Origin of the sequence: Pseudonocardia cypriaca, assembly GCF_006717045.1 — a bacterium.
In the GTDB taxonomy this organism is placed as follows: Bacteria; Actinomycetota; Actinomycetes; order Mycobacteriales; family Pseudonocardiaceae; genus Pseudonocardia; species Pseudonocardia cypriaca.
In genome coordinates this window covers 667,571-683,643 of sequence record NZ_VFPH01000002.1, presented here as the reverse complement: position 1 = coordinate 683,643, position 16,073 = coordinate 667,571, and the positions used below count along the sequence as shown (strand labels likewise).

The window sequence follows — 16,073 nt, the reverse complement described above, 5'->3', positions numbered from 1 at the left end:
CTTCGTGCATCGCCAGATCCCGTCGACCCGAGCGCCACCAGGTCGTGCCGGATCGGATGCCTGGCGTCACCGTTCGACGGTCGTGCCTCCGTTGGTCGCGTCGCTGCTTGAGATGGTCGGTTCGACGGTCGACCCCATGGCCGCTCTGAACGACCACTCCAGCGCGGTCGGCGTCGGCCCGCGCGCTGCTCGAACACGCGCTGCTCGCCCCGGACACCGCCACCCCCACCAGCACGTCGTCGCCGATCCTCTCCCCAGGACGACCGGATGAGCGTCGAGACGGTGCTCGGCGCCTCGTCACCCGGTTGCAGACCGAGCTGGACATCAGGATCCGGCCAAGTGGCGGACAGGCCGAGTTCGAGTTCCGGCTCACGAAATCGCCCTCGGCGCCCGCCGGCGACGGCGGGGCGGCTGGCCGCGTTTCCGCCCGACCAGGGCCTCTGGCCCCGCCCTCCGCCCGCACATCACGCACCTTTTCATCTGTCCACAACGGGTCGGTAATAGCAGCCGCGCATCCTGGCGGAGGTGAGTGCCGGGCCGATCGCGACGCACTGCCCGTACTGCTCGTTGCAGTGTGGGATCGATCTGGCCCGTCGGGACGACGGTGCGATCGAGCTGACCGGCCGGGATCATCCGGTGAACCGGGGCGGGTTGTGCATCAAGGGCGTCACAGCAGCCGAGTTGCTGGACCACCCGGAGCGGCTGACCGCCCCGCTCGTCCGAGATCGGCGCGGTGGGCCGCTGCGGGTGGCGAGCTGGGACGAGGCGCTGGACCGCGTCGCGGCCGGGATTCGGGACGCGCAGGCCCGCTACGGCGCGGATGCGGTGGGGGCCTTCGGTGGTGGTGGGCTCACCAACGAGAAGGCTTATCAGCTCGGGAAGTTCGTGCGGGTCGCGCTGGGCAGCTCGCAGATCGACTACAACGGCCGGTTCTGCATGTCGTCGGCGGTCGCGGCCGGGACGCGGGCGTTCGGGATGGACCGGGGGCTGCCGTTTCCGTTCGAGGACATCCCGTTGGCCGAGGTTGTCATGCTGGTCGGAAGCAATCCGGCCGACACGATGCCGCCCGCGATGCGGTTCTTCGCGGAGGGGCGGGAGCGGGGTGCGCGGCACATCGTCGTCGACCCGCGGCGCACCGCGACCGCCGAGCTGGCGCAGCTGCACCTGCAGCCCGTGCCGAACACCGACCTCTCACTGGCCGGCGGGATGCTGCACATCGCGATCCGGGACGGGCTTGTCGACGAGGCATACGTCGCTAGCCGGACCAGCGGGTTCGGGGACGTTCGCCGCACTGTCCGCGCGTACTGGCCCGACCGCGTCGAGCGGACGACGGGTGTGTCCGTCGCGGAGATGACCGAGGCGGTCCATGCGCTTGCCGGTGCTCGTAGCGCGATGATCCTCACCGCCCGCGGTGCGGAGCAGCACGCGGACGGCACGGACACGGTGCAGGCGTGGATCAACCTGGCGCTGGCCCTCGGCCTGCCCGGACGGGGCCCCGGCTCCGGCTGGGGCACGATCACCGGGCAGGGCAACGGGCAGGGCGGGCGTGAACACGGGCAGAAGGCCGACCAGCTGCCCGGCTACCGGAGGCTGGCGGACCCGGCGGACCGGGCGCACGTCGCAGCGGTGTGGGGCATCGATCCCGACGAGCTGCCGGGCCCCGGCGTCTCCGCCTACGAGATGCTCGACCGGCTGGGCACCGAGGGCGGGGTCCGCGTCTTGCTGCTCGCCGCGTCGAACCCGGTGGTGTCGGCTCCGAACGCGCGCCATGTCGTCGAGCGGCTCGACGCGCTCGACCTGCTCGTCGTCACCGACTTCTTCCTCTCCGAGTCCGCTGAGCGTGCCGATGTCGTCCTGCCCACCACCCAGTGGGCGGAGGAGGACGGCACGCTGACCAACCCGGAGGGCCGGGTGCTGCTGCGCCGCAAGGCCGTCGACCCGCCGCCGGGGGTGCGCACCGACCTGGAGATCCTGCACGCGCTGGCCGACCGGCTCGGGCGAGGCGAGCTCTTCCCGACCGACCCTGCCGACGTCTACGCCGAGCTGCGCAGGGCGAGCGCGGGCGGCACCGCCGACTACGCCGGGATCAGCTACGAGCGCCTGGCCGCGGGCGAGCAGCTGTTCTGGCCGTGCCCGGACGAGTCGCATCCCGGAACGCCACGGATGTTCCTCGACACGTTCCCGACGCCGGACGGGCGGGCCCGCTTCGTCGCGGTGCGACCGCGAGCCGCGGCAGATCGCCCCGACGAGGAGTATCCGTACCTGCTGACCACCGGCCGGTCCCGCTCGCACTACCAGTCCGGCAACCAGACCCGCCGCAGCCCGACGCTGCAGGCGGCAGTGCCCGAGGCCTACGCCGAGCTGCACCCGGAGCTCGCCGGCGCGCTCGGCGTCGCCGACGGCGAGCTCGTGCGGCTGCGCACCCCGCGCGGCAGCGCCGTGCTCCGGGCTCGGTGCACCCCCGGCATCCGGCGCGACACGGTGTTCGTGCCGTTCCACTGGGCCGGTGAGTCGCGAGTGAACGTGCTGGTCAGCGACGCTCTCGACCCGATCTCGCGGATGCCCGAGTTCAAGACGTGCCCGGTGGCCGTCGAACCGGCTACCACGTCGGACGACCGCCTTGAACAACAGAGCACCGCCAACCTTCCCGCCTGACGGCCCAGCACCCGAGGAGACGCCATGCACAGCTCGCCCCGCTTCCTCCAGGGGATCTTCCCGTTCGAAGGTCAGGGGGTGGACAAGCCGGTGCTGCTGCACGACGGCCTCACGTACACGGTCCCGGCCGGGATCACCACGCAACCGCTGTACTTCCGGGGCGGCAACAGCACCGCCGAGCTGATCACGGTCGTCCTCGTCCGCGACGGCGCTCCGATGCGCTACTTCCCGATCGGCGCGAAGTCCGACACGCACGTCGCGCTCGCGGTGGTCGAGGACATCGAGGACGGCACGGTGCTCGAGTTGCAGCTCGCCGCACCGGAGGGTCTCGCCGGCACCGTCGTCGTCGACCTCGGGCTGGTGGAGGTGTGACGATGGTGGACCTGCTCCCGGACGACGGGCGCCAGCACCTGGTCGTGATCGGCAACGGCATGGCAGGTGCCCGCGCGGTGGAGGAGATCCTCGAGCGCGGCGGCGCCGAGCGGTTCCGGATCACGATGTTCGGTGACGAGCCGTACGGCAACTACAACAGGATCATGCTCAGCCACGTCCTCGCAGGCGAGGACGCCGAGGAGATCTACCTCAACCCGTTGGGCTGGTACGCCGACAACGACATCACGCTGTACGCGGGCGTGCGGGTCGTGCGGATCGACCGCTTCTCCCGCAAGGTCTTCGCGAACGACGGCACGATCCTCGGCTACGACAAGCTGATCATCGCGACCGGGAGCCGCACGTTCTTCCCACCGATGGACGGCATGTGGGTCGACGACAAGACGCTCACGCCGGGCGTCTTCGGCTTCCGCACCCTCGACGACACCAACGCGATGCTGGAGTACGCGCAGGAGCACCGGCGGGCGGTCGTGATCGGGGGTGGGCTCCTCGGGTTGGAGGCGGCGTACGGGTTGCAGCAGCACGGGCTCGAGGTGCACGTCGTGCAGTCCGGGCCGGTGCTGATGAACCAGCAGCTCGACGAGGAGGCCGGCGCGATCCTGCGCCGGGTGGTCGAGCGGCTGGGCATCACGGTGCACCTCGGCAAGCGGACCACCGCGGTGCGCAGCGCCGGCACGGTCAGCGGGGTCCTGTTCGGCGACGGCTCGTCGATCGACTGCGACATGGTCGTGCTCACCGCGGGCATCCGGCCCAACGTGGGCCTGGGCGTCGTCTCCGGCCTCACCGTGGAACGGGCGATCGTCACCGACGACCAGATGCGGGCGGTCGACGACCCCGACATCTACGCGGTCGGGGAGTGCGCGCAGCACCGCGGCGAGGTGTACGGGCTGGTCGCGCCGCTGTGGGAACAGGCCACCGTGCTCGCCGACCACATCACCGGCGCCGACCCGAAGGCGGCCTACCACGGCTCGCGGATCGCCACGAAGCTCAAGGTCGCCGGCGTCGACCTGGCATCGATGGGTCTCAAGCACCCGGAAAAGGAGGACGACGAGTTCGTCCGGTTCTCCGAGCCACGCCGCGGCGTCTACAAGTCGGTGGTGATCCGCGACGGCAAGCTGGTTGGTGCCACCCTGCTCGGCGACGTCGGGAAGGTCGCGTTCCTCACCCAGAGCTTCGACCGCGGCCTTCCCCTCCCCGAGGAACGGGTGGAGCTGCTCTTCGAGCTTGCCGGACCCTCCGGCGAGCAGGGCGCGGCCGAGATGGACGACTCGGTGCAGGTCTGCAACTGCAACGGCGTCTCGAAGGGCGACCTCGTCGCGTGCGTCCGGAACGGGACGAGGAGCGTCAGCGGCGTCATGGCCGCGACCAGGGCCGGCAAGGGCTGCGGGGCGTGCAAGGGCCTTGTCTGCGACATCGTCGACTGGGCGACGGGCGGGGATGTCGAGGTCGATGTGAGCGCAGGCTGGTACGTCCCGTCGATCCCGATGGACAAACCGACCCTGATGGCCGCGTGCCGTGAGCGTGGGCTCAGGTCGGTGTCGGCGGTGTTCTCCGAGCTCGCGCCGGACGGGGAGGACGCGGGGTCGAAGATGGCGCTCGCGTCGCTGCTCAAGGTGCTGTGGAACGACGAGTACGTCGACGAGCGCGATGCCCGGTTCATCAACGACCGGGTGCACGCCAACATCCAGCGGGACGGCACGTTCTCGGTGGTGCCGCAGATCAAGGGCGGCGTCACGAACGCCGAGCAGCTGCGGCGGATCGCCGACGTCGCGGACAAGTACGCGATCCCGATGATCAAGATCACCGGGGGACAGCGGATCGACCTGCTCGGGGTGCGCAAGGAGGACCTCCCCGGGGTCTGGGCCGATCTGGACATGCCCTCGGGCTACGCCTACGGCAAGTCGTTCCGCACGGTGAAGACCTGCGTGGGCACCGACTTCTGCCGGTTCGGGCTCGGCGATTCCACCGGGCTCGGGCGCGACATGGAGCAGCGCTACCAGGGCCTCGACAGCCCGGCGAAGATGAAGCTCGCCGTCGCGGGGTGCCCCCGGAACTGCTCGGAGGCGTTGGTGAAGGACGTCGGGGTGGTGGCGGTCGGCGAAGACCGGTGGGAGGTGTACGTGGGCGGGGCGGCGGGGGCGTCGGTCCGGAAGGGTGACCTGCTCGCCACGGTGACCGGGCGCGACACCGCGCTGCGGCTGTGCGGGACGTTCATGCAGTACTACCGGGAGAACGCGCGCTGGTTGGAACGGACCTACGACTTCGTGCCGCGCGTGGGGCTCGACGAGCTCAAGGCGCTGCTCGTCGACGACCGCGACGGCATCGTCGCCGGGCTCGACGAGCGGATGCAGGTGGCGACCGACGCCTACCGCGATCCGTGGCGGGAGGGCCGCGAGCCCGTCACGTCCGGCCAATTCGCCAACTCGCTGCCGCTGGTCCCACTACCCCGGGTACCGGTGCGGAACGGGAGCGTCGCCTCGAACGGCGGTCTGCCCGCGGCGGCCGCGCCCTTCGCGAGCGGCGCCGGAACGGCTGATCGGACGGAGTCGGGGGCATGAGCGCCCCGGAAGTGTCGAGCCATCGTCTTGGTCCGGCGCACGCCATCCCGGTGGGGGAAGGACGCGCCTTCGCCGTCGACGGGAGGCAGATCGCGGTGTTCCGGCCGCGAGCAGGCAGCGGCATCCGAGCGCTGGACGCGGTCTGCCCACATGCGGGCGGCCCGCTCGCCGACGCCCAGATCGACCACATGAAGATCGTCTGTCCGCTGCACGGTTACGCGTTCTCCCTGTCCGACGGTGCCTGCCTGAACGGCGATCTGGCCGTCCGGACCTATCCGGTGCGGGAGGAGGACGGCGAGATCGTCGTCGACGTGTGAGGACGAGATGCGGAGCATTGGCCAACGGGGCTCGGCGACTCCGCGCACCTGATGCCACCCGCTCAGAGTCAGAGCCAACCTCGCGTTTGCGATGGCGCGGAACTCGCAACCGAGTGGGCGTTCCAGGACGAGCTGCGTTCGCGTCCGGATCCGGAGGTCGTCACGTTCAGCGCCCCGTACTCCGGCTACCCGTTCTACTCGGTGCGCGACACCACCCGGGCGTCGCCGTTCGCGACGCCGATGCCCCCCTCCCACGGGCTCTACCGGTGGCACCTCCCCGCCCCGATCTACTTCGAGGAGCGGCTGAAGGTCACCGTCCAGCAGATCGGGGCGTGGGACCACGGCCTGTTCGAACGGCAGGACGACATCTCGACGACTGCGTACTGGTATCTCTCTCCGAGCCCAGCACCGCCATCCCGCCGTTGCCGTCGGCAGCCGACCGCCGACCCCGCTGACGGGCCGGATCGGCGAGAGTCGGGATGACCGGGCGTCCGCCGGACGGGCGCGCCTTCGGGCCCGAGGGATCGGTCTGCATCCGGCTCTGTGCGAACTTCGGTGACAAGCGCCGTGCCGGCGTTTGCCACAGCATCCCGAAGCAATGGTCTCGAAAACCGGCCCTGCTCCCTGGTGGAGACGGGCCGGTTTCGTGCGCGCCCTGGACGTGCTGCCCGGAGAGGTCGGGCACGTGGACGGCGGGAGAGCCGCCGATCACAGGGTGTCCGACGTGGCGAGGACTCAGCGCTCGATGTCGGGTGGCTGTCCGAGCTCGGGGCCCTCGGGCAGGGGACGGGCGTCCGAAGTCGACGGGGCATGGAAGGCGTCACCGAGGTAGTCGGCGGCCGCGCGGCCGCCCCAGAACGGGATCTGCCCGAATCCGACGTGCAGTGCCGTCCTCGGTGGGGCTTCGCCGAGGACGATCCCGTCCCCGGTGCGGAATCGAACGGTGCCGGTCGGGGTGGTGTCGGTGGCAGCGGGACTGTCGGCGGTCACGATCCCCGTGAGCCAGGCCCCGTCGACCCCGGAGGCGGTCAGCGCCTCCTCGACGAGCAGTGCCGTGGTCGTCCGCACCAGCGGTGAGGGCACCTCGGTGAGCGGGCCCGTCCGGCCCAGCGGATCGACGAGCTGCAGCGCGTACGCTTCGCCGGCCCAGCCGGGGTCGGTCAGTGTCAAGTCCGACGAGGTCACCGCCCAGCCATCCCCGTTCGGGGGATCTAGCGGGGTGAGCGCGCCATCAGCGCCCCGCCGCCACACGCGCAGCCGCCAGGCCCCGACGGCGTCGGGAGCCGCGACAGGGGCCGCGCGCAGGGTGAGCGTCGGACCGGGCAGGGTGGCGCGGGCGTCGAGCGGCGGTATCGGCGCGGTCACCATCCCCTGGACCGGGACGGACGGCGTGCTCCACGGGCTGGGTGCCGGATCTCCTGGTTCGCCCCGCTCCGGGAGGACGGTGCTGGGCCGGGGCGCGGCGGCGAGCGCGATCTCCGGGGGGAGGCACGCCTCGGCCTGCCAGGTGTAGCGGACGAACGGGGCGAGCCCGCGTGCCGGGACCACGGCCGTCCACGCGCCGTCGGCCGCTGGAGCGAGCTCGCCGGTGTCCGTCACCGGGACGTAGAGCGGATCTCCGGTGCCTGCCGTGGCGCGGCGCAGCCGGTACCGCGGGGGTGCGCCGGGATGGAGGCGGTCGAGGGTCCGCCGGTCGATCCCGTGGACGGTGAGCACCAGCCGCAGGTCGGGCCCGTTCGCCGCCACGGTGAGGGCGGGTGAGGGCGGCCGGTCCGGTCCCGGCACGGCGACGGGGACGAGCGGGCAGGCCGCGAAGTCCGCCTCCCGGCCGGCCGGCGTCACCGGGACCGCGCGCACGAACCGCAGCGTGCGCACCGCCCCCGGGAGCGCCGTCGCGAACCGGACGCCGGTCACCGTCGCCGCCAGGGTGAACGGGCTGCGGTCGCCGATCCGCCCGGCCGCGTCGGCGATCTCCTTCGCACGTTGCGCGCGGTTGCGGTCGCGGTCCAGGGGGAGACCGAGCGTGCGGCGCAGCGCCGTCTCCTCGGCCAGGTAGACGTGGTAGGTCCACCCCGCCTGCTGGGCGGGCAGGCGAAGGGCGAGCTCCGCGGTGCCGGTCGGGTCGGGGCGGGCGGCCCACAGCACCGCCGGCCCGACGACCAGCGGCGCCGGGCGGCGAGGATCGCGGACGCTCACAGTGGTCGAGGTGGCCGGGCCGGGCCCCCGCTCGTCGTGGAACCGGACCGTGACCGGCACCCGGACCGTTCCGCCGACCCCGGTCTCCGGCGCGTCGTAGGACGCCGCCACGAGCTCGGCGGGGGCGACGTGGTCCGGCGGTCGGCCGTGGACGACGACCTCCACGTCCGTCACGGGCAGCGTGCCGGGGCCGAGCGCGGTGGGCACGGCGACCTGCACCGACACCGTCCCGGGAACGACCGACCCGGTGGGCGGGAGCTCGGTCGCGGGCACGAACGCGGCCTCGACGACCGGTGCGGGCAGCTCGGGGCGGTCCGGCGGTTCGGCCGACACCCGGCCGTCCTCGCTCCAGCGACCGAACTCGTCCGCGGTCGCGACCAGCCAGGTCACCGGCTCGTCGGCGGGGATGCCCGTGTCGGCGAGTGCGCCCTCGGTCCCGCCCGGTCCGTCGGCGCGGCCGGGGAGCAGGATCAGTCCGCGCTCGTCGAGCCCGGGCCCGCCGGTCAGGATGCGCTCGTTGAGCCCGAGCGAGCCGCGGGCGAACGCGACCGCCCCGGAAGTCGGGCCGCGCAGCCGCAGCCGGCGACCGTAGTGGTCGCGGTCCTCCCAGGTGGCGGGTCCGGCGAGCACCGGATCCGGGGTGGCGGGCGGGTCCGACACCGCACCCAGCCCCACCGGCGCGACCATCGGTTGCACGACGACGTGCCCGGGCAGTTCCGCCAGCACGCGTGCCACGTCGGGGAACGCCGCGCGGACCAGGCGGGTCCACTGCGATGTCCACGGTGGGTAGGAGTAGGGGTCCGCCATGGTGGCGAGGACGTCGCCGAGGGCGGTCCGCGGCGCCTTGGTCACAGGGCGGTCCGGGTCCAGCGCCCAGTACCCGGCCGACACCCAGGCGTAGGGGCGTTCGGGGTCGAGGTCCTCGTCGACCCGATCGGTGGCGAGCAGCCCGAGCCAGCGCGCGACGCCCGGGTCGGCGGCTCCGGTGAGCAACGCCTCCACCGTGGCGAACCGGGCCTGCGCGGGGCGGCGGTCGTCGGGGAGGTCGACCTGCGTGCGGTGCCGAGCCGGGAGGTCGCCGTGGAGGTGCGCGGCCTGGAGCAGGGCGTGCGGTCCGGTCCGATCGATGCCGGTGAGGGCGCGAACGCGGGTGAACTCGTCGTCGTACCCGAGCTGCACGTCGACCCCGCGGTCCAGCGGTCCGGTCCGGGTCGGTCCCGCCTGGGCGGCACGGTCGAGCGCTTCGTCCGGTGAGATCCCCCCGGTGTACCAGCGGGAGTCGGGGACGGGCAGCGCCGACACCAGCCCGACCAGGGCGCGCTCGGCGGTGAACGTGGTGGCGTCGACCCCGCGCACGCCGACGACCTGTCCGTGGCCGGTGATCCGCAGCCGGGTGATCCGAGAGGCGCCCAGCGTGTACGGCCAGGCGCTGCGCTGCAGCAGCGTGCGTGTGCCCGCCCCGCCGTCTGCGACGGCGACGGTCAGCGGCACGTGGGGGTCGGCGACGTCCACGGCCACCCAGCACCACCGAGCCGCGAAGTCGCTGCCGCCCGCGTCGCGCAGCTCGGCGAAGACCGGCCCGTCGATCCCGTCCAGGTCGATCGGCGGCTGTAGCTCGCGGGGTCCGTCCGGCGCCGGCGTCCACCAGAGGATGTCGCGGATCTCCTCGATCTGCGGGACCGGCACCCGCCAGTAGATCAGCGGGTGCAGCGGGAAGCCGATAGCGGGAGACACCCATGCCCGCAGGTGCGCGGCGGGCGACTCCGCCAACGAGGAGAGCCGCAACAAGCTCTCCGGGGTGTAGACCTCTGCCTTCCTCCCGGCCGTCATCGCCAGCCCTCCGGCAGCGCGCAGGGCAGGTCCGTCTTCGCGACGCCGCGCTCGGTGCGGCTCAGCATCACCGTCCGGGGGCCGGGGAGCGGAGCTCGGGTGCAGAACAGCACCCGGCACCCGGAGCGGTCCCGGACCGCGACGGGGAACCCGGCCAGGCCGGTGAGCTCCGCCCGCCCGGGTCGGAACAGCGGCTCGGGCGACTCCAGCAGGATCCCGATCACGCCCCCCGCCCCGTCGACCCCGTCGGCGGCCCAGAGCGCGGTGCTGCGTCCTGTTTCGCCGACCGGCGCCCACGCCTGCTCCTCCGGCTCGACGCCGGGCCACCGGATGCCCGTCTCGAGAACGGTGGCCAGGGCGGCATCGGACGTGGTGCCGGTGTGGGGGAGGACCGCGGGATCGACGGGCAGGTGCCCGGTGACGGTGCCGGGGAAGCCCAGCTCGGCCAGCTGCGCGGCCGGGTTCCGGTAACGCGAGGTGGTGAACGTGATCCCGGGCAGCCGCGGCGAGCCCGGGCCGATCAGCGCGACCGCGAGGTCGTAGGTGGCCCGCGGTGCCAGGCCGGGGTCGGCCTGTACCGACAGGCCGGCCGGCGGCACGGGGCAGGCGGCGGGTTCGTCGAGGTACCGGCGCAGCCACGGGGGCAGGACGCCCGGTTCGAGCAGCTCGGTGACCGTCGCCCCGAGCGCGAGCCAGCCGGGTGGTGGTGCGGCGGGGCGGTGTGGTGGATCGTCGGTGCGGCGCAGGGCGAGGTCGATGCCGAAGCCGTACGCCTGTGCCAGCGCGGGCACGTGGTCGTGGGCGAAGTGCGCGGCGAGCGGGTCATCGAGGTACCAGCCGAGGGTGCGGTCGCCCGGGGTGTAGCCGCTCAGGTACCGGGTCAGCGCGGCCGGATCGAGCCGGGCAGCGGTCGTGAACCAGTGGCTGACGGGCCGGGGCTCGAAGTCCCGGGAGGTGCCGGCGAGCGTGCCCACGGCCCGGACCTCGGCGTCGATCCGGTACCGGGTGTCCGGGCGCAACGCGATCGGGGTGCGCTCGCGTGGCCGCCGGCCCCGCTTCGCGGTGATCGTCTGCTGGGTTCGGGCGGTGTGCACGGCCACCGCGGCCGCGTCGTCCGACGCCTGCCGGGTGACCCCTTGGAGTCCGAGTACCAGCACCTCCGCGCCGACGTACCAGCTGAGGCGCAGCGGGCCGGCGATCGCGCCGACGGGGAACACCCACACCGGAGTGCCGTCCGGCAGGGACGACACGATCCGGCCCGGCCGGTCGTCGAGCTGGACCTCGCCCCGCGAGGCGACCCAGAGCGTGGCGTCGACCAGCTCGTCGGACGGGGTGATGGCGGCTCTGAGCCACGGCTCCTCCGCGAACGGTTGCGTGCGCTCGAGCACCTCCGCCGTGCCGGTGAAGCACGGCAGCCGCACGACGCCCGCGAACGGGAGGTGGTCGCTACCGGGAACCTCCGTCGGAGGTTCCCACGGCGCGGCCCGCAGGCCGAGGAACCCGGCAGGCACCAGCAGCGGCGCGACGCCGATCTCGGTGAGCGGCAGCGCGTGGTAGCGGTCGAGCTCCAGCTCCGCGGTGAACACCGACGGGTGCCGGCCGGGTCGCACGGGGTCCGCGGGCAGGTGCGCGCCGCGCTCGGTTACCGACGCCCCGGCGCCGAGCGCCCAGCCGGTGCTCGCGCGGTGCGAGTCGTGGCAGCCCTGCTGCGCGGCCTTGACGGGATCGGCCGGATGCCCCTTCCCGCCGTCGCTGCGGCGGGCCGCCCAGAGGTCGGTGCGGTAGGTGAGCAGCGCCAGCTCGCGCGCGCCGGGCGTGGCCGCGGAACCGGGGCCGAGCGCGTGCTTGGGCTGCTGCCACGCCGCGTCGCCGCCCACCGCGGTGCCGTCGGCGGCGGTGAGCCGCACGCTCTCCAGGGTGTAGGTGTAGGAGAGCAGGTCGTTGCCGGTGCGGCCGTCGCCGGCGTTGGCGCCACCGGTGATCGTGAAGGGTGTCGAGACGGCCTCAGCCGCGGGCCCGAGCGGGAACTGCAGGATCGGCAGGACGTCCGGGAGCACCTCGGGCGTGTCCAGCGCGCGATAGTCGCGGTCGGACAGCACCAGCAGGGGGTCCGGCCAGGTGTCCGGGATCGGGACCTCGGGCGTGCTCGCGGCGCCGGGTGGGAGCTCGATGTCGACGCAGCCCTCGATCTCGGTGAACCAGAGGTCGATGCTGCCGCAGATCCGGAAGCTCGCCCGGACGTCGTCGCCGGGGCCTACGCGCAGGGCCAGGTCGGCGTGGGCGCCGAGTGAGAACGGGCCGAGGTGGAGCGCGCCGTCGAGGCGGCCGGTGGCGGACAGGAACAACGGGTTCGTCGACGTCCCGGCCCGGAGGGTGAGCCCGACGGACACCCAGCACACCGAGGGCATCCCGAGGGTGAACCGGGCCTGCACCCCGAACCCGATCGCCGGGCCCGGCAGCGAGATGTCCGGCTCGACGCCGCCCAGGTGCGGCAGGCCCGCGCCGTGCAGCATCAGGTAGGCCGAGCCGCCCAGGTCCAGGATGTCCGGCAGCACCTTCGCGGTCACCGGGCCGGGCTTGCGGTCCCCGTAGCCGTCGGTGCCGACGTCGAGGTACCAGCTCCCGGGGTCGTGGAACGGCAGTCGACCGCCCACCGGGATCTGCAGGTCCAGGAGGTGGTCGATCGTGAGGGAGCCGCGCGCGCCCACGGTGATCCCGTCCTCGTCGACGACGAGGATCCCCCGCAACGGTGCCGTTTCGGCCATGCTGCCCGCTCGTGGCTGGAGGATGCGCACCTTCGTCGCGATCCGCAGCGAGGGGTCGGGCAGGGTCACCAGCAGCCTGCCGTGGCCGCTGTAGGTGAACCCCCAGTCGTGGAGCGTGCCGATCGAGACGAGCGCCCCGAGCATCACCGAGCCGGGATCGTCCTCGACGTGGTTCGGTGTCCAGCTCAGCTGCTGCTCGACGAGATCGTCGCCCGGCGGCAGCACCGGCCGCGCGTTCAGCCCGACCGTGCCGCCCAAGCCGTAGAGCCCGAGTAGGGTCGGGCCCAGCGGGATCGGCCCGGGCAGCGAGCCCTCGACCTCCACGGTGAGGGACTCGCTGGTGTGCGTGAGCTGCGCCCGGGCGCTGACGCCGACGGGATCACCGAGCGTGGCGTCGAGCTCGGCGGTGAAGCCGCCGTCGGTCAGGACTGCGCCGCCGTGCGCGGTGAGCAGGCCCGCCTCCAGCCGCACGCCGAGCCCGCGCAGCTCCAGGGTCAGCTGCGGCGGCGGGCCCGGGTTCTCCACGGTGATCCGCACGGTCGCGTCGGACACGGTGACCGGGCCGAGGTCGAGGGTGAACCGCAGGTCGACGTCGAACCAGACCGAGCCGCGGCCGGAGCGGGTACCGATGACGTCGAGCACCGAGCCCGGCGACCGCACCCGCCAGCCGCCGGGGTCCTCCAGGTCCATACCGGCCTGCGCGAACGAGACCGCCAGGCCGGAGATTCCGGGCTTGCGCGGGTCCGCCTCGACCCGCACACCGCGGTAGCGGATCCGCATGGGTTGGGAGCCGTCCATCCAGATGGCGAACGGGCCCGCCTCGACCGGTCGGACGGTCACGTCGACGACGTAGTCGACCTCGAGCTGCAGCACGGACTCGGTGGACGAGGTGGTGCCGTGCAGCCGTACCGCCTCGATGACGACCGTCCCCGTGTCGTCGAAGAAGGTGGTGGCGGCGGTGGCCGCGGTGAGCAGCGCGGACAGCCACGGCCCGGTCTCGTCGCCCGATGGCGGCGGCTCCGGTTGCAGGCGGCTCTCCGCGACGAGCGCGGTGGCCAGGGCGGCGGCGGTCACGACGACCTTCCCAGGGGCGGTCGAGGCGCTGACCGTGACCAGCTCACCGCCGTCCACGGCCAGGTCGAAGGACATCACCGGCGGGGAGGCCCGCAGGTCGCGGGCGAACCTGCCGCGCAGCCGCAGCGGGTCCGCCCCGCCGAGGGTGAAGGAGCCCTGTCCGCCGTCGACCGTCCGGCCGCGCACCGGGAGGTTCACGGTCACCTGCACGACGGTCGGCAGCAGGTCGGCCAGGCCGGTCGCGGCCGGATCGTGCCATTCCAGTTCGACCTGGCCGCGGTCCACGGGCACGGTGACCACCGCGTCGATGCCGCCCGCGCGCTGTAGCGCGACGTCGAAGGTGGCGACCGTCCCCCCGACCAGCGGTATCCCACGCGGCACGTACAGCTCCGCCCCGCGCAGCACGGCGCCGCGCCACGCCGCGGCGCCGGTCGGCGCGGTCGCGGAGTCGTCGAGGACCAGGCCGTTCGGCAGGCCGAGCCCGAAGCCGGTGTCGCCGAACAGCACGTACGGGGTGGTCAGCCGGAGTTCGAGCACGGCCTCGGCGGGTTCCGGCCCGATCAGCGGCAGCAGGCGCGCCTCCGCCGGCTGCGCAGGCGTGCCCGCGATCCGGAGCGCCAGGTCGGCCTGCACCCGCACCGCACCGGCGGCGGGCTCCAGCCAGGCGCCGGTGGCGTCGGTGTGCCGGGTGGCGGGCCGCAGGAAACTCGTGGGATCGGTCAGCGCCGCCGGCAGCGGATCGACCCGGCTCAGCAGGAGGTCCAGGGCGAAACCGTCGCCGGCGGTGGTCAGCCGGTACGGCACCGCCGGCCCGCCGGGCGCCAGGTCGAGGTGCAGCAGCCCGAACGGCATCCGGTCGACGCGCCCCGTCACCGTCTCGCCGTGGATCTCCAGCGCCGCGAGCAGCGCGCGCAGCGGCGTCGACAGCGCGACGGCGGGGGCGCGCGCGCCGACGGCGTCGAGCAGGTTCACGTCACCGTGAACGTCGAGAACAGCCAGGGCGACGACGAACCCGAAGGGGTGGTCGCCACCACGTCGGCCGGGCCCGGCGGCAGCGGCGGCACGGTGAACACGACCCACTGGTTGCTGAGCGGCTCGACGTCCGTCGCGGGCACGCCGCCCACGGTCACCGCCGTGGTGTGGACGAGGTTCGCGCCCGTGATCGTCACGCTCGTCCCGGGTGGCCCCGAAGCCGGGTCCAGCAGCAGAACCGCCGGCTCGGTGAGGACCGGCGCCGACCCCGGCTGCGTCACCAGCACCCACGCGTCCCGCGGTGCCTGCGGCGACCAGCCGCCGCGGGCGCGGACCTGGATCTGCTGGATCCCATCGAGCGACGGCGGGACGGTCACCATGATCTGGTCGAGGTGGTACTTCTGCATGGGATCGGCTGCCTCGAGCGGGTGGAGGTTGCCGTCGAGCGTGATGTAGCTGATGTCCGAGGTGACCGTGCCGTTGAAGTCGACCTGGGTGACGTCCCACAGGTTGCGCCCGATCAACGTGATCGGCTGCCCGGCCTGGACGGCGCGGGGCTCCACGTCGGTGACCCTCGGGTAGGCGGCGAGATCGGCCTCCCCGTTCCCGTCGGAGTCCAGCCAGCCCCACATGAACTCGGTCGACGCGCAGACGACGCCACTGTTGTGGTTCATCAGGCAGGCGCCGCTGAGCGGGTTGGGGATGGGCGGCACGCGGCTGACGAACGTGCAGTTGGCGTTCGGGGTGCCGAACGGGCCGGCCGTGTCGGCCACGGTGCACGTGGAGTCCGGGTACTCGTCCGGGGCGCCGAAGACGTGCCCGAGCTCGTGCGCGAACACCCGATGCCTGGTCGACGGGTACTTCGACCACGTCTCGGGCACGTTGATCGTGGCGTAGCGCCGGTACCCGTCGGCGTAGGCGTACCAGTGGGTCGGGTAGTTGGTCACGAACACCGGCACCACGTCGTCGATGGCGAGCCAGGTCCAGCCCGCCACGGCGAGCCCAGCGGCCACTTGGCGCATCCGGTCGTCGAAGTCGCCGCCCACGGGTACACCGAGCGCGGTGAGCGCCGCGTCGAGCCAGATCCGGTCGATCCGCGCGACCAGTCGAGCCCCCTGTTCCCGGTGCGCGCCGGCAGTGACCGCGGGTCCACGCCGATCTGCACCCGCCTGCCGCTTAGGGCGAACGTGCACGGTTGCGGGACGGACGGGCTCTGCCGGGCGCCCCAGACGGCGCCGAGGTTGCCCAGCTCGCCTTGCCCGGCGGCGCACTCCGTGTAGGCCCCGATCCTGGTGGCCTCGTCCATCGCGGCGGAG

8 protein-coding genes are annotated in these 16,073 nt (G+C 73.3%); 5 read left to right on the top strand and 3 right to left on the bottom strand.

The window, feature by feature from the left end; all coding sequences use genetic code 11:
• Positions 1-525: 525 nt before the first annotated feature.
• From FB388_RS20775 to FB388_RS41235, 5 genes are read left to right on the top strand one after another with little or no spacing between them, the layout of a single operon-like run.
• Entirely contained in the window at positions 526-2,655 is a 2,130-nt protein-coding gene (locus FB388_RS20775; RefSeq protein ID WP_170225763.1) for a molybdopterin oxidoreductase family protein, read from the top strand.
• Positions 2,656-2,679: 24 nt separating this feature from the next.
• Positions 2,680-3,027 (top strand): molybdopterin oxidoreductase, encoded by a 348-nt coding sequence (locus tag FB388_RS39520; RefSeq protein WP_170225762.1) that lies wholly within the window; start codon positions 2,680-2,682, stop codon positions 3,025-3,027.
• 2 nt (positions 3,028-3,029) lie between these two features.
• The gene (gene nirB, locus FB388_RS20770; protein ID WP_142103908.1) at positions 3,030-5,603 is read left to right on the top strand and encodes a nitrite reductase large subunit NirB; all 2,574 of its coding nucleotides are present in this window, start codon (positions 3,030-3,032) and stop codon (positions 5,601-5,603) included.
• Positions 5,600-5,920: a Rieske (2Fe-2S) protein gene (locus tag FB388_RS20765; protein ID WP_142103907.1), complete on the top strand. Its 321-nt coding sequence runs from the start codon at positions 5,600-5,602 to the stop codon at positions 5,918-5,920. The genes nirB and FB388_RS20765 overlap by 4 nt, the downstream gene beginning before the upstream one ends.
• A 51-nt stretch (positions 5,921-5,971) precedes the next feature.
• A complete protein-coding gene (locus FB388_RS41235) occupies positions 5,972-6,403 on the top strand; it encodes a DUF2961 domain-containing protein (protein ID WP_142103906.1) in 432 nt (143 codons plus the stop codon).
• A gap of 252 nt (positions 6,404-6,655) precedes the next feature.
• On the opposite strand, the gene FB388_RS20755 is transcribed toward FB388_RS41235, so the two are convergent.
• The 3 genes from FB388_RS20755 to FB388_RS20745 are packed head-to-tail and all read right to left on the bottom strand — an operon-like array spanning position 6,656 to position 15,803.
• Complete coding sequence (locus FB388_RS20755) at positions 6,656-9,946, bottom strand: hypothetical protein (RefSeq protein WP_142103905.1); 3,291 nt, start codon at positions 9,944-9,946, stop codon at positions 6,656-6,658.
• Positions 9,943-14,757, bottom strand: a complete 4,815-nt coding sequence (locus FB388_RS20750) for a hypothetical protein (RefSeq protein WP_142103904.1) — start codon at positions 14,755-14,757, stop codon at positions 9,943-9,945. Before FB388_RS20750 ends, FB388_RS20755 begins: the two co-directional genes overlap by 4 nt.
• On the bottom strand, positions 14,754-15,803 hold the full coding sequence (locus FB388_RS20745) for an IPT/TIG domain-containing protein (RefSeq protein WP_142103903.1): 1,050 nt from the start codon (positions 15,801-15,803) through the stop codon (positions 14,754-14,756). Before FB388_RS20745 ends, FB388_RS20750 begins: the two co-directional genes overlap by 4 nt.
• Positions 15,804-16,073: the final 270 nt, after the last annotated feature.

Excerpts from the sequence above, each read along its gene's own strand:
- FB388_RS39520 (WP_170225762.1), top strand. The coding sequence starts at position 2,680 with ATGCACAGCTCGCCCCGCTTCCTCCAGGGGATCTTCCCGTTCGAAGGT.
- nirB (WP_142103908.1), top strand. The coding sequence starts at position 3,030 with ATGGTGGACCTGCTCCCGGACGACGGGCGCCAGCACCTGGTCGTGATC.
- FB388_RS20765 (WP_142103907.1), top strand. The coding sequence starts at position 5,600 with ATGAGCGCCCCGGAAGTGTCGAGCCATCGTCTTGGTCCGGCGCACGCC.
- FB388_RS41235 (WP_142103906.1), top strand. The coding sequence starts at position 5,972 with ATGCCACCCGCTCAGAGTCAGAGCCAACCTCGCGTTTGCGATGGCGCG.
- FB388_RS20755 (WP_142103905.1), bottom strand. The coding sequence starts at position 9,946 with ATGACGGCCGGGAGGAAGGCAGAGGTCTACACCCCGGAGAGCTTGTTG.